General features: G+C 65.6%; 4 protein-coding genes and 1 pseudogene. All 5 read right to left on the bottom strand.

Annotated features, from left to right (window positions below; translation table 11 throughout):
• Window positions 1–200 precede the first annotated feature (200 nt).
• Window positions 201–462: pseudogene (locus SYV04_RS42015) on the bottom strand (transposase); the annotation flags it as partial.
• Between the two features lie 370 nt (window positions 463–832).
• The gene (locus SYV04_RS42010) at window positions 833–1,096 is read right to left on the bottom strand and encodes a hypothetical protein (RefSeq protein ID WP_321551747.1); all 264 of its coding nucleotides are present in this window, start codon (window positions 1,094–1,096) and stop codon (window positions 833–835) included.
• Between the two features lie 19 nt (window positions 1,097–1,115).
• Window positions 1,116–12,710, bottom strand: coding sequence for an RHS repeat-associated core domain-containing protein (locus SYV04_RS42005; protein WP_321551746.1), 11,595 nt, complete (start codon window positions 12,708–12,710; stop codon window positions 1,116–1,118).
• 199 nt (window positions 12,711–12,909) lie between these two features.
• Complete coding sequence (gene pruA / locus SYV04_RS42000; RefSeq protein ID WP_321551745.1) at window positions 12,910–14,547, bottom strand: L-glutamate gamma-semialdehyde dehydrogenase; 1,638 nt, start codon at window positions 14,545–14,547, stop codon at window positions 12,910–12,912.
• Between the two features lie 111 nt (window positions 14,548–14,658).
• Window positions 14,659–15,054: a response regulator gene (locus tag SYV04_RS41995; RefSeq protein ID WP_321551744.1), complete on the bottom strand. Its 396-nt coding sequence runs from the start codon at window positions 15,052–15,054 to the stop codon at window positions 14,659–14,661.
• Between the last annotated feature and the right edge of the window lie 61 nt (window positions 15,055–15,115).

Genomic DNA, 15,115 nt, shown 5'->3' with positions numbered 1-15,115 from the left:
TTGCAGCAGTCGTCGAGGCTGAGCTCGACGCCATCTGCCGGGACGACTCCTTCCTGCGCCGCCTGTGGCAGAGTTCGGAGCTTCCGATCCCGCCAGCCCTGACATTACTTTCCTGAGAGCCTATAAACTGATAACAGGTTGTAGGCCAGCAAGTGTACCGCGCGCCGTCGCGCCCTTGCTCCTGCCACTAGCGACAACAGCTGCGCCAGCCGCCGGCGCATCTCGGCATCGCTCCAGGCGGCCACCGCCACACACTGCTGCAGCCGCTGCCGCATCGCCTCGCGTTCGTGTGGCTTATCCACCAGTCGCCCCGCCATCGGCTCCACGCTCTTGCGCTCGCCGTCCAGCAGCAGCCCCTGCAGGTACTGCTCCATGGCCCGGCGGCGCTCCACTCGCCCCATGCGGGCCACCATCATACTCGCGCAGCTCCGAATCCAGCTTGCGCATCTGGGCAGGCGTCATCCTACCTGCGGGGTAGAGCACATTCCGAGGTCTCTACACAACTAACTAGGTAGTCTTGATACTGCGGTGTCATAAAGGTTTGGATTCCCTCAGAAAGCGGTGTGCTGGACGAACCGTTAGCTCAGTGCTTTTCCAAGGGGAATCCAGATGTTTATGACACAGTAGTATTAGTGAGTCGTACGCTCCGTGTGTTACCTGATAGAGCAACAGCGGAGGCAGTCGCCAGACTGGCCGAGTGCAAGGTTCTCGCGCTCGGTGGGATGCTGGGGCGCACCACATTTTTGGGCCTGCTCTCTCTTCTCAACACCCTCTAAAACGCTGAAGACAGTGATGTCGCTCATCTGAATCCTCCGAAACGAGGTTGTAGTCCTCACTGCGCTTCGTCATCGTACTTCTTCAATGCTTTTTCGAGAGCAGGAGCCAATTTTTCTTGTGACTCATTTAGGGAGGGAGTTGTTTGGCTTGAAGTGCCTACAGTTATTTCTTTTGCTTCCAAGAGGGAGAGATTGAATATTTTCCGTAGCATGCGAATCATGCTGACGCTGTCTATGCCATCGGTTCTCGCATGATAATAGACATCAGAAGGGCTGGCCCCGTTGTCCCGCATCGCTTCGTATTTTCTGAAGTCGTCCATGAGGATTTACCAGCTAGGTTTAGTCGACAGGGAAAACCTTGGAAAGTGCATCCATTTCACCATCTGCACCGAGTGCTTCTGGTATGGGGATTCTGCAGCGCTGAAACCCGAACTTCGTTAGCATAGCTTCGATTTTGGGGTTGATTACCGCTCCACCATACAGTTCAAGTTCTTTTAAGCCAAATGATTTTGCTACGGTCTGCGAGGTGCTGCGGAACCGAGTGAACGCACTAAGGCCGCCCCCGTTCGTGTTGTGTACGCTAATGATCCCGCTGCGCAGCCGAGGTCCAATGATCTGAACGCTGCCAATCGTTGCATCTCCTTTTTTGGTGGGCTGAGTGAACGCAGCTTGTTTCCCTTCGAAGACTGCCCGTCGACCTTCGCGGTTGACTCCAAGATTGCGGAGTGCTCGAACCTGAGCAAGAGTTGGCCTGGCTGGACTCGTGGACACAGATGGTGCCCTTGCTATGGACGAGGCTTCCGCGATAGGTGCTTCAACAACCTCTGTCACACGTTGACCGATGCCGGCGACTGGTGAAGATGCTGGGAGAACTGTGGCCGACAAGCTGCGCGTTACGGTTGTGCCCCCTTGGACTGCTTCAGTTGCTCCTTCCTGCAAGCCGCGTGCACCCGCATTACCTAGGTCATCACCCAAGCTAACGAGTACACTTCTGGCGTGGATGGCGCCTCCTGCTATTGAGCCCAATGTTCCACCAAGCAGCGCTCCGGTACCCGCGCTCCGTGCCGCTTCGCCTACGTCTACGGCCATGCGACGGCCAGCTCTTACATCAATGGCTTGCTCAGAGAGCGAGTTAAGCCCGCCTCCAATTGCTCCACCAGCAACCCCGCCTACTGCACCTGCAAACACGGCACCTGCTCCAAGCTGGGCAGCGAATGCGGTTGCTGCCCCTCCCGATGCAATTGACGCACCTGCAACAGCAGCTCCGGCTGCGCCAGAGACAGCCACTTGGTCCCATTCGGTTTGTGATGCAGCATCCGAGAGGGAAATCGCTTGGTTCTGTTCGGCTTGTCTGAAGAAGTTGAGTTCTGCCCCAATGAGAGCTGCCCCCACAAGAATGAGTGGGACCACCTCTCCGCTCGGATCTGTGTAAAGGGTTGGATTGTTGGCTGCGTACACGTATCTGTGCAGATTTGGCGCAGCAGTCTGTGACAGTTCGAATGGATCTCTGCTGATGAACCTCCCTAGGGCAGTGTCGTAATACCTAGCACGTGCATAGGTAAGGCCTGTCTCCACATCGTACTGGTGTCCGGTGAATCCAAGTTTGAAGTCGCTGGCAGACGGTGGCATCCCCTCACGAGGACTGCCCCATGCATCGTATTTTCTCGTGGCCACCACTTCTCCTGTAGGAGAGGTGGTATCGGACACGCTGCCTAGGCTGTCGTTGTGGAGTAAACGTGTAGTCGAACTGGCAGCCGTAGTGTCGGTGACTGCTAGTGGGCGCTGGGCGTAGTGATATCGGCGCCTTGCCAACTGGAGGGTGTCGACCTCTTGGAGGACGAAGTCCTCGTCCAGCAGATACTCTACGCTCTCTTGTGTAGTGCGGCGCCATATGCGCTGGAGGTTAGCATCGTAATCATAGCGGCCTGTTTCTTGGTTGTTGTCGTACACAGTTGTAAGAGTGTTGCGGATGTCCCACGAGAGGGTTCGTGAGCGGGCAGGAGAGATAAGTGAGGAGAGATTGCCATTGGCGTCATAGGTGAGTTGGCGATTGTGTGAGGTGTCCAGCGAATCAGACAAAGTTAGCAACCAGTCGGTGCGATTGTAGGTGGCAGAAGTGTTGCGTGAAAATTGATTTGAAGGCAGGGAATGGAAGGCCTCGGGTCCCAGAGAGGAGAGGGCGGAGAATGGCGCCTCGCGTTCACCAATACGATTCCCGACGGAATCCAGATGATAAAGGATTGCCCGGTCGTCCGGGTATGCAACTCCCGTAAGCCTGTCGATGGCATCGTACCCGTACATGGTTGTCTCTGGCGGAGTCAATACTCCAGTGTCTGGGGCGGTGTGTGTCTCCGTCTGTTGCAGACGGTTACTGTGTCTGGTGTATTTATAGGAAAAGCGGCTAAGCAGAGCTCCTCTTGGCGTGCAGTCCTCGGAGATGGCTCCGCGCGCAAGTATGAGAGTCAATAGTTGGCCTGCAGCGTCGTAGCAGCGATGCTCGGTCAGTTGGTTGGGCAGGAGCGATGCCTTGGGCAACGAGTCTGGCCAGTAGGTGAATGAGGTGGTTCCTTCTGGGATCGATGCCGAAGAGAGCCTGCCCAGGGCATCGTAAGTATAGCGAGTCGAGATGCCGTCTGGGTCTGTGACGCGCTTGCGCTGCCCCGCAGGATCGTATTCGAAGGTGAGGTGTTTGCCCGAAGGAAGTTGGGTTTCCTCAAGTCTGTCCAGACGGTTGTAAGTGCGGACGGTGGTCTGTTGGACAATCCCTGTCTCGGTGAGCTTGGTTTCAACTGTGTGAGTGAGATTGCCGTTCCCGTCGTAGGTGAAAGCTTGGGCTTCCAGAGAGGGCAGGGCTCGAGGCAGAGCGTGGTTGGAGAAAGTGCGAGACTCCAATCGATCCAACAGCCCGTGGACAGAGACTGTGGATTGACTCTTCGCGTCGGTGAAGGTTTGGAGGTTGCCGTTGTTGTCGTAAGTAGAACGCCAGGTGAGGGTACCAACGTCAGTGAGGGTCTCAGCCCCTGGCTCGAAAAGGGGCACGGCGTTTCTGTTGGTGGCTGTCAGTCGTGGATGCTCGTCCAGATGGACGTGTTCGGCTGTACGCTGACCCAGCACGTCGTACTCGAAGGTGGTGAGGCTCCCGTTGGCATCCTGCTTCGCTACGAGGTTACGAGTGGCGTCGTAGATGAAGGAGTAGTGGCCGCCTAGAGCGTCGGTGACGCCCGTGAGATTGCCCTGCTCGTCATAGGTGTAGCGGGTGGTATGGGTTCCTTCGCACGCCAGCGACTGAAGCTGAGACAAGGAGAGGCCAGAGGCCTGAGCATGCCCCAGCGCTGGTTGGCCCAGAGGGCGCTTCACGCACAAGCGGCTGCCCATGGCGTCGTAGGCGATCAGCGTGGCGTTGCCCAGTGCGTCTTCCTCTCGCACCTGCCGGTTCAGATCGTCGTAGGTCCAGCGTGTGGTGTACGGCACACCGGTTTCACGCGGGCTGCGTGTGGAAACACGGTTGCCCATGGCGTCATACGTGTGACGGGTGCGTGCTTCGACGGGAGTGCCTGTTCCACGCGTTTCTTCAAGCAGGCGGCCTGCGGCGTCGTAGAGATTGAGGTGGGTGTAGTTGTTGGGATCGGTGTGCGCCACCGGCTGGCTTGCAGCGTTGTAGATGGTGGACTCGGTCCGTAGGGTGTTTCCGTCACCTCGCGTCTCGCGCAGCAGGCGCCCCAGGCCATCATGGAGACGCACAGTGGGAATGCCTCGTCGGTCGAACAGCGTGTGCTGGCGTGCGGCGTCGTCGTAGGTGGTCGACTGGGAGTAGCGTGCTGCGGCTCCTCCCGCCTCAAAGTCGAACTGCGCCGTGGGGCGCCCTGAGGCGTCGTAGTTGTAGCGGGTGGTCTGGCCCTTGGCATCGCGCGAGACGCGCAGGTTCTGGGCGTCGAAGCGAGACTCGCGGATGTGGTTCAGCGCGTCCACCACACTGACCTCGCGGTGCATTCCATCCAGCACGCTCGTGGTGGACGCATTGCGCGCATCCCACTCCACAACACGCACCAGTCCATCTTCATCGGGCATGTCCAGATGCATGCGCTGGAGGGTGGTGAGCACCGTGCCATTGGAAGAGAGGCTCTCCACCAACTGCTCGAGTGCCGGGCGACCCGCGAGGTCGTAGCCCGTCCTCCGGACGATGCCCCGACCATCCGTGTGTTGGATGGCGTGGCCCTCGCCGTCGTACAGGAAGGACTCGGTGACACCCATGGGCCGACGCTGCTCCATCTTCCGCCCGAGCGCGTCGTGGTCCTCCTCGGTTCTCCGTCCCAGGGCATCCACCTGGGCTGCCAGGTGGCCATGAGGGTCGTACTCGAAATGGATGGTCAGGTTCAGCGCAGTGTCCAGCCTCGGGTCATCTGGCTGGCGAGCCAGCAAGGCGCCCGGTGCGTTCCCTACGTCCATCGTCTGCTGGTAGGCGCGGTCCAGGTCGTCCTTGAGCACGACCGTGACAAAGCCACGCGCATCTCGTGTCCAGACGGTGTTGTTCGCATCGTCATAGGCTGTCTGCGCGGTGTACGTGAGTGTCTCGCCATTGAGGGTGGGGAAGGTCTCATCTACCCGGCGTGGACGGTTCAGCCCGTCGTAGAGCGCCGACCGGCGACGCTGCTCAACACCTCCCGCCAGCCATCGCTCCAACTTGGGGTTGCCGTTCCGGTCATACGCGCGCTCCTCCACTCGACTCACAGGATCCACCGTGTGTACGAGGCGGTTGGCGAAGTCGTACATCATGGCCGTCACGTGGCCATTGCCGTCCGTGCTGCGCGTCTTGTTGCCCACCAGGTCGTAGCGGGTGAGCGTCTCGTAGGTCCGCGCTGGAGCATCGATGTCCGCTCCTGGCACCTCGGGGCCCTGCGCACGCACCACGCGGTACAGCGAGTCGAGTCCGTAGTCCGTGCGGTGCCCGTGGAGGTCTGTCTCGAAGACTCGGTTGCCGGCCGCGTCATAGCCATAGGTGGCCACCACGCCACCCTGACCCACCGGCCCTTCCACGCCGTTCTGCGCGAGGAAGGTGCCTCCAGGCGCCGCAGCCACTCGCACGCGCACTGGCCGGTCACCAAAGTCGTATTCCGTCGCCGTCTCCACGCCCCGCCGGTCGATGGCAGACACGCGGTTGCCGGCCTCGTCGTAGCGGTACTCCGTCACCAGCGGGCCCGCCAATCCGCCGCCCGACTCGGTGATGAGCCTGACGCGGTTGAGCGCGTCCAGGGTGTAGTGACGCTCGAAGCCCGTGGCCAGGTGGTACTCCCGCTGGAGCTGACCGCCGGGGTAGTACTCCCGCTGCTGTGTCAGCGAGGGAGAGCCTCCCTTGCTGTTCAGGCGTGCCACGGAGGTTGGGCGATCCAGCCCGTCGTACGTCTGCACCGTCTCATGGCCGAAGGTGTCGGATTCGCGCAGCAGGCGTCCCCGGGCGTCGTACGTTCGTGTGGTCGTCACCTGCCGGCTTGTCTCCACCGTGACGCTCTGCGTATGCACGTACCCATACACGTCATAGGCCGTGATGGCCGAGCGGTTGCCGTTGCCATCCACCGTGGCCGACAGGTCTCCCGGGAGTGCTCCGTCCGGACAGGGCCCGCCCTGCACGGCGCAGTACTCCTGGCGGGTGACGATGTCCTCGGGCGACTGGGGCAACGCACTGGCCAATTCCTGGCACGATGCGTCGCTCGTGGCCTGGGCGCGTGGCACTACCGTCGATAGTCGCCGCGTCGCCAGAAGCAGCCCTGTTCCTGTGGGCAGGCCCGTGCGCGGGTTCTGCCCATTCGAGTCCACAGTGTGGAGGGTGATGCGGCCCTCCGCATCCATCTGGCACACGGGCGTTCCGAAGGAGATGTCGTGGCTCCATTTCTCCACTGCCACGTCCAGCACCGTGTCCGCGGCATCCCGCACCGGCTCCGTGGGACCTCCCGCTCCCGAGGCCGCGAGTACTGGCAGATCGGTTCGCCGCTCCACGAGCCGGCCCAGCGCGTCGTACTTCAGCCGTACATGCCGGCCGCGCGCGTCCTGCTCCGCGTCCCGGCGCACGTGCAGCGCGTTCCACACCGCTGATGTACGGGCGCTCACCCCCGGCGAGAGGGGACGCTCCACGTCCACTACGCCTCCGTACCGGTCCATTCGGTACACCGTGGCGGGCACCTCGGGCCGAGGCCCACGCACCTCTGTCTCGAAGGCCTGCACCGTCTGGCCGAAGAGGGGAAGCGAGCGGGGGACGAGCCGGTACGTGAACTCCGTTACCGCGTCGAGCGGTTCGATGACGCGGCGTACCCGCTCCTGCTTGTCTCCGAAGCGCAGGAAGTCCGCCTCTCCTGGCAGCGCATCCCCCCGCCCGTAGTACTCGTACCGCGTGGTGTTGCCGTTGGCGTCCGTCCAGGCGACGAGGTTCGTTTGCAGATCCTCCTCCTCGCCTCCCGCATACGTGTAGCGCTCCTCTCGCAGAGCGGGCACATCCTCTCCCGAGGGGCATCCGCCCGCGTACCGCCGCGCGCTCTCGAGGTCGCCGAGAGGGTTGTAGCGGTAGGCCAGGCACACCCCCAGCGGTGTACCCGTGACATCCGCCGCGAGCCGTGTCGGCGCCGCCGGGTTCTCCAGCAGATCCACTCGCGTGAGCATGAGCCGGCGCGCCCCGGCAGGACGGGCGTAGGAGAACTCCAGGAAGCGCCGATTCCCAGGCTCCCAGACGCGTGTCAGCTCGAAGTCCAGTGACTCGCCGCCGTACTCGAGCACCATCTCGCGCCCCAGTGCGCTGCGGATGGACATCAGCGGGTGGCGCACGCCCTCCTCGGTGGAGCGCGCGCGCCCGTAGCGGTACTCCGTCCCATCCTGCGCCCGGAACACGAGCTGCCGGTACGTTTCGGCTCCCGTCCCCGCTGTCTCGCCGCGGAAGGTTCCGTGGAAGCCACGTTGGGCTCGGCACTGCGTCTGCTCAGGGCCGCACTCGAAGACCTGCCCCGAACCTTCTCCGCCCACCACCATGTATCGGAAGACGTTCAGCTCCGCGTCCTGCGTGGCCTGCACGTAGCCGCCCTGGTTGTGGCTCCAGCCTCGTCCCAGCGGGCCCGCCTCATGCGCCCGGTTCGTGTAGCTCCGGGTGAGCTGGAGCGAGGGCCGGCGGCCGGGCACCTCCAAGTCCACCGTCTGCCGGACCAGGTGGCCGTCCACCGTGCTCACGTCCTTCACGAACGTGTGGCCTACCGCCAGCGCGCTTGCATCCTCGATGCGCGTGTCCAACGTGAGCCTGCGCACCTGGAGTGGCTCCGTGGGGGCTCCCGCCCGCGCGAATTCGATGCGCACCTGCTGGCCCACTGGATCCCCAGGGGGCACGTCCACGAACAGCACTCCGGGCAGCGGCTGGCTCGGGACAGGCGTCTCCGGGCCTACCGGGGTCACTCCCAGGCCTGTCGCCGGACTGGCGATGACGTCCGCCGCCGCCAGCAGTGCCTGGCCCGAGTACACCCGCACTCGCCCACTGTCCCCTGGGCAGAACTTCAGCCCTGCTGGGATGGGAATGGGCTTCACCGTGGCTCTGGGCGACACCACGTCCTCGGGATCCTCGGGCGTCGCCGCTGACTCGAAGTTGCGGACCGCGAGCACCAGCTTCGCGGACAGCGTGCCCTCGGGAGCGGCGAAGCTCGGGGTATCGAAGTCGAGCGTCGCCTCCACCTCGCCGATCTTCGTCCGCGCTACGGGAGAGATCCGAGGATCCGGTGCGAGCAGCTCAAGCCGCACCCGCCCCCCTCGGGTCCCTTGCCGGATAGGCAGGACCATGCGAGTCGGGCGCTGCGCGGTCATCACCCGGGACGCACCGTCGCTGGGGTCTCGTGGCAGGTTCCCCAAGCCCGAGAGCTCGACCAGCGTCTCCCCAGCGCGACGAGGTTCCTGCACGATGCGCGCATACAGGGGATAGCTCGCCGGGTTGTTGACGGAGAACAGCAGGGACTGATCCGCAGGCGCGATCGCTCCACAGCCGTTCACCGGCGTCTCGGTACCATCCGCCCGCATCCTCGCCAGGGAGAGTTCCGCCTCTTGTGAGTGGATCCGGGCCTGGAAGCTCTCGTGACAGCAGTCCCTGCTCCCCTCGATTCCGAATGGCTGGACCTCGGCCGTGAACTGCACGAGCTGGGTTCCGTTCTTCAGCAGGTAGTGCGGCCAGAAGACGACGTTGTCATCCCGGTCGACCGTGACCATGGGACTCGTTCCCACCTGGCTTGGCGTGGCGGTTTCGTGGCTCAGCAGCACCCCCGTGGCGTTGTCCCGGATGTACATGTGGACCCGCGCGAACCCGATGTCCGGTTCGGTCCCCTTCACCCGGACCCAGTTGCCGGAGCCATCCTCGCCTCCACGCCGCAGGAGCTCCGCGATGACAGGCTCCGGCGTGGACGTGCCCCACACTCCGTGGGCAAGAGCCCGCTCGGGCGAGGCAAGGCGGAAGGCGTAGCGGGACTGGGGCCAGGCCTCGATCCGGAACTGCGTGGAGACCGTCCCAATGCTGGCGGTGACCTTGTAGAGCCCCGTGTCCATACCCGTGATGAAGCCCGCCGCGCTCTGCCCGAACGTGGTCGTCTTCTGCTCGAGCGTGGGCAGCTGCCGCTGCGGGTCGGAGCCCAGGAACTGCACCGTGCGCGGTCCCGGGGCCAGGGCGTCGATGAAGCGGGCCGTGTTCCGGTCGCAGGTCCAGCGCACCGTCTGGTTCGCCAGCAGGTTGCCGTACTGGTCCTTCGCGGTGAACACCAGGGAACGTCCGAGCTCCAGCCCCACGTCATTCTCGAAGTCCGTCATCAGGGGAATCAGGTGCGCCACGGCGTCCGGACGCCCCACGAACTGGAACGGCTCGTCGAGGGCCAGGACTCCTCCAGGGCCCGCGACCGAGGCGGTCACCACGTTGAGCCCGAGGAACTGGTCGAACGGTTGGTTGGGCTCCAGAAAGCTCAGGCGCTCGATGAGCGTGTCGGGGAGCGCGTCCACCGCGGCTCGGCCCGTCACATCCGTGAGGACCGTGAGCTGGCCCACGGGGGCTGCCTGCGGTTCATCCCGCCTCCGGAAGAGGGGCCGGGACGCGTCCGCCGTCTGGAACGTCACCTGCGCACCCCGGATCGGGATGCCTTCCTGCGTCGTCACGAAGACCGTCAGGGGCCGGGTCAGCGGCTTTCCCACGGTGCCACTCTGAAAGTCCGTGGCGCTCAGCTTGACGATGCGCGCCACCTGAGAGGTGTCGTTCGTGGACAGCGGCGCATCGGGCTGGCTCAGCAACTCGGCGAGCTGTGCGTCCGTCCACAGGTGGGGCGACCGGATCGTCTGCCCACCCGAGACCTGGCCCGAGAGGAAGTACCCGCCTTCCTCGGTCGCCGGGTCCCTGGCGATGAACCCGGTTCCCGTCCAGTTCTCCAGGGTGAGCGGCGTGGCGGGAATGTGTACCTCTCGGCCCAGCGCGAGCTGCTCCTCGACGTCGCGGAGGACCTCGGCGGTCGCGCTCAACTGCCCCAACCCCTCTGGCGCTCCCGGCAGCAGGTGGAGAACGGGCACGCCTCGCGCCGCCGCTTCCTGGAGGACCGAGACGCTGGCTACCGCGGGCTCCTGCGTCGCCTCCGTGAGGATGCGCGCCTCCTGGAACGAGCCTTCGTAGCCCGACAGGCGCAGCAGCGCCGCACCCCTTCCCGGTACCAGCTCCAGCGGGCTCATGGCGCGGAAGTCCGCGTCCACCTCCAGGCCTTTCCAGACAAGCCGCCGGCGGACTCCCAGCACCGCGTCCACCTGGAGCTGGTTCTGCACGAAGACGAAGTTGGCCGTCGGCCGCACGGGGAGCACCTGCAGCAGCCTCGCGAGCTCCTCCTCGCCCTGTGTCCACGCGTTCGCATAGGCCGCCGCTCGCGCGTAGAGGAAGCGCGGAGCCGCACCGTCCAGATCGCCTTCCTCCAGGCCCGCCGGAGCCTGATAGGCGTTGCCCGGGGCGCCCGCGCCAATGGCAACCACGTTGCCCGCAACCACTCGGTTGTCGATGCGACGCAGACCTCCGCCCGGCAGCAGCACCTCCAGCGCCCAGTGGTACTCGGTGCCCAGGCCTACGCTCCGGCTTCCCTGGGCCAATTCGCGCCCGTTGACGCGCAGCACGGGGATGACCTCGACGAGCGAGGCCGGCGCCGCATAGAGCCCTCCCGCTGCCTGCACGAGCTGCGCGTCCGCCTCGGTCGCCGGGCGGTGGGTGAGCACCGTCCGGTGCCCGGTGAGCTGATGGAGGGGCAGGGTGAGCTCCAAGAGCGCGCCCGCCTCGTTCCACGCCGTGAGCCGCACCCGCTGCAGGAGCGACTCGGGCAGGAACGCCGACTCCCCGTGGACCGCGACCACCTCATAGGGCAACGAGCCCGGCAGCAGCGGCAGCTCCTCGCGCCGGGGCACTACCGTCCACAGCACTTGCGAGTAGAAGAGGTCCGGCCGGTGCGCGGAGAGGTGGGTTTCCACCCGCTCCCGTACGTACTCCACCATCGACTGAGAGGTGGGCGCGCTCAGCCACGCGGCGGTGAGCGTGTCCGGCGTCTCTCCCAGCGCGGTGAACGCATCGAGCTGCGGAGGTGTGACGGCCGCCTTCGCGCGTCCCAGCAGCGAGGGCTCCAGCGCCACCCACTGCCGCCCCACCGTCCCTCCGCCCACGCCTCGGTACTCCGCGAAGTCGACATAGGCCTCCACCCAGACCCGGACCAGGCGCACGGCCGTCACCGTGCCGTTGCGCACCACCGGCTCGTAGGGGATGGCGGCCGCGGTCAGCGCCTTCAGCGCCCGGTCACGCGACTCTGTTGAGAGCGTGAAGGGAGCTCCTCCTGTGGCGGCGGCGTCGAGCTGGGCCACCTCGTCCCCGGTCAGCAGCCCCATTGCCGCGGCCACCTGCGCCAAGGACAGCTCCACCGTGCCATGGACGAAGCGGGCCGGGGTGCCCTGGGCGCGCAGCAGCGCCACCAGCAGGGCCGAGAGGTCCGCGTCATTGCCCCGCCTGTCCCTCAGCGTCTGCGTCGAGCCTTTGAGCGAACCGAAGTACCAGTCCAGCCGTGCCTCGTTCTTCACGAAGTCGTACGCGGCCCGAGCCGTGCCCAGCTCCTGGGCCTTGGCGCGGAGCTCCGGGGACAGCTCCACCTCACGCCCCTCGGAGGAGTCATCCAGCGCCGGGCTCGAGGCTCCGGCCAAGTAGGCCGGCGTCATCTGCTCCGTGGGCAGGGGCCCGGCCTCCACGCCTCCCTGCACGTACGTCAGCTCTGCACCGAGGATGGGCTGCTCCGGAGCCTCCCAGTTCCTCAGCCGCGCCTGAAACGCGGAGAGCAGTCGAGCGGCGTCCTCCTCCTCCTCGGAGGAGCGCCAGCGCCAGGACAACCGCTCCGAGAAGGAGTCTCCACCGCCGCGCAGCGCTGCCGCCGTCCGCTGGGCCAGGGCGTCCGCCTCGGCGCTTCGCTCGCTGAGCAGGGTTCGCTGTCGCTCCACCCGGGCGAGCAACTCCTCCTTATAAGGAGAGGAAGAGGCCTCGAGCCGCGCCGCCACCGCATCCAGGTAGCGCCTCGCCGCGTCTCGGCCCTGGGCGAGCGTCGCGGAGGCCTGCTCCGTCTGCTCCGCGGCCTTCCGGCAGGCGGCGAGCGTCTCGTCCGAGTCCGAGCCCCCTGGCAGCAAGCGGTCCCAGAAACCCGGGGGCTCGATGCACAGCGCCCCCGCCGTCTCCAGCAGTTCCCGCGTGCCGGAGCGCGCCAGCGTCTGCTCCGAGGCCCGGTGCCGGGCGTGGGCCTCCTCGAAGCTTCGCGTCCGCGCGTGGACCGCATTCCAGTCCACCTGCATCTGCGGGGGAGGCGGCGTGAGATCGACTTGCCGCGAAGAGGGGGGAGTGGCCGGCAGCGCGGCCAGGACAACCATCAGGACAGGGACCATGGGGAGCCTCCCAGGCCCCCTGGAAAGTCAGGGGGCGTGAGACGGCTGGGGCCTTGTGCAAGGCCCGGTCCTACCTGGCTGACAGGGGAAGCACCCTCCCGGAGCCCTCCGGGGCGTCCGAAACCGTGGACGGGGAGTCCGGGAACGTGGACCCTCCCTGTCTCCCAGGGTGGACGCCCTCAGAGGCTCGCTGGCCCGCTCAGCCCTGCATGAACGGGTACGGCACGCGCGTGGGCGGCGCGAAGTTCTCCTTGATGGTGCGCGGAGAGGTCCACCGCACCAGGTTGAGCATCGAGCCCGCCTTGTCGTTGGTGCCCGAGGCCCGCGAGCCGCCGAACGGCTGCTGCCCCACCACCGCCCCCGTGGGCTTGTCGTTGATGTAGAAGTTGCCCGCCGCGTGGCGCAGCTCCCGCATCGCCGTGGAGATGGCCTTCCGGTCCCGCCCGAACACCGCGCCGGTGAGCGCGTACACCGCTGACTGGTCACACTCGCGCAGCGTCTCCTCGAAGCGCGCGTCCGGGTACACATGCACGCCCACCAGCGGCGCGAAGATCTCCTCCTGCATGATGCGGTGGCGCGGGTTGGTCAGCTGCACCAGCGTGGGCTTCACGAACCAGCCCTCGCTGCGGTCCACGTCCCCGCCCGCGACGATGCTCGCCTCCGCGCCGCCCTGCTTCGCCAGCTCGATGTACGAGGAGACCCGCTTGAAGGACTTCTCGTCGATGACGGCCCCCATGAAGTTGCGGAAGTCCGTCACATCGCCCATGCGCAGCTCGCCGATGAACTCCTGCAGGCGCGGCTTGAGCTTGCCCCACAGCGACTCGGGCACGTAGACGCGCGACGCCGCCGAGCACTTCTGCCCCTGGTACTCGTAGCCGCCGCGCACGATGGCGGTGGCCAGCGCGTCCAGGTCCTCGGCCGCCGAGGCGTGCGCGAAGATGAAGTCCTTGCCGCCCGTCTCTCCCACCAGCCGCGGGTACTGCTTGTAGCGCTGGATGTTCTCTCCCACCGTGCGCCACATGCCCTGGAACGTGGGCGTCGAGCCCGTGAAGTGTACGCCGCCCAGGTGCGGGCTCGTCAGCGCCACGTTGCCGATGGTCGGCCCGTCTCCCGGCAGGAAGTTGATGACGCCGTCGGGCAGCCCCGCCTCGCGCAAGAGCTCCATGATGTACCAGGAGCTGAACGCCGAGGTGGACGACGGCTTGAGCAGCACCACGTTGCCCATGATGGCCGGCGCGGTGCAGAGGTTGAGCGTGATGGAGGTGAAGTTGAACGGCGCCACCGCGAACACGAAGCCGTCCAGTGGCCGGTAGTCCATCAGGTTCCACATCTGCGGGGCGCTGAGCGGCTGCTGCTCCATCAGCTCCGGGGCGAAGTGGACGTTGAAGCGCAGGAAGTCGATGGCCTCGCACGCCGCGTCGATCTCCGCCTGGTGCGCCGTCTTCGACTGGCCCAGCATGGTGGAAGCATTCAGCAGCGGGCGGTAGCGCGTGGCCAGCAGCTCCGCGGCGCGCAGGAAGATGGCGGCGCGCTCGTGGAAGGGCATCCGGCTCCACTCGTCCTTGACCGACAGGGCGTTCTGGATGGCCTGCTCCACGTGGCTGCCATCCGCCTCGTGCAGCGTGGCCAGCACGTGCGAGTGCTTGTGCGGCATTCGCACCGTGTCCGTCTTGCCGGTGCGGATGTGCTTGCCACCGATGATGACGGGGATCTCGATGCGCTCGGAGGCCATGCGCTGGAGCGCGGCCTGCAGCGTGGCGCGCTCGGGTGCGCCAGCCGTGTAGGGGAGGATGGGCTCGTTCTGCGGAGGGGGAACGCGGGCGATGGCGTTGATCACGCGGGACCTCGGGTTCGGACGGAAGGGGGGCGGAGCATAGCCCGTCGCCTCCGGAGAGGGAGGGGAAAGGCCACCCAGGCGCCCGTGGTCAACAGCCGGGAGGACCGCGCTTCATCCCTCCTGGACCTGCTTCACCGGGAGCGCTCCGATTCCGGACTTGGGGCGAAGCAGGGCGTGAAGCTGGGCGATGAGCTCGGCGGGCCGGACGGGCTTGAGGAAGTAGGCATCCGGCTGCAGCTCCGCGAGCCGCGGGGGGTAGCCACTGACGAGGACGACGGGGATGTGCTGGAGCCGGGGCTCGCTGCGGGCCCGGCGGCACAGCTCATAACCATCCATTCCGTCCAGGTTCACGTCGGAGAGCAGCAGGTCCGGAGGGTGCTCCAGCATCCGCTCCAGCCCGCTCTCGGCGTCCGCGAACGTCAGACAGTCGAAGTCCCCGGACAGCAGCATCCGCAGCGTCTCCCGCATCGTCCGGGAGTTCTCCACGATGAGCACCTGGGGCTTCACGGCGTCGGCTCTCCGCGACGAGGCGTCCGCCGCGGACCAAAGCATCCAATGCAACAGATTG

The sequence above is a fragment of the Hyalangium ruber genome, assembly GCF_034259325.1.
Lineage (GTDB): Bacteria > Myxococcota > Myxococcia > Myxococcales > Myxococcaceae > Hyalangium_A > Hyalangium_A rubrum.
Note: the sequence above shows the minus strand (reverse complement) of the source record. Positions and strands in the feature narration are given on the sequence as shown.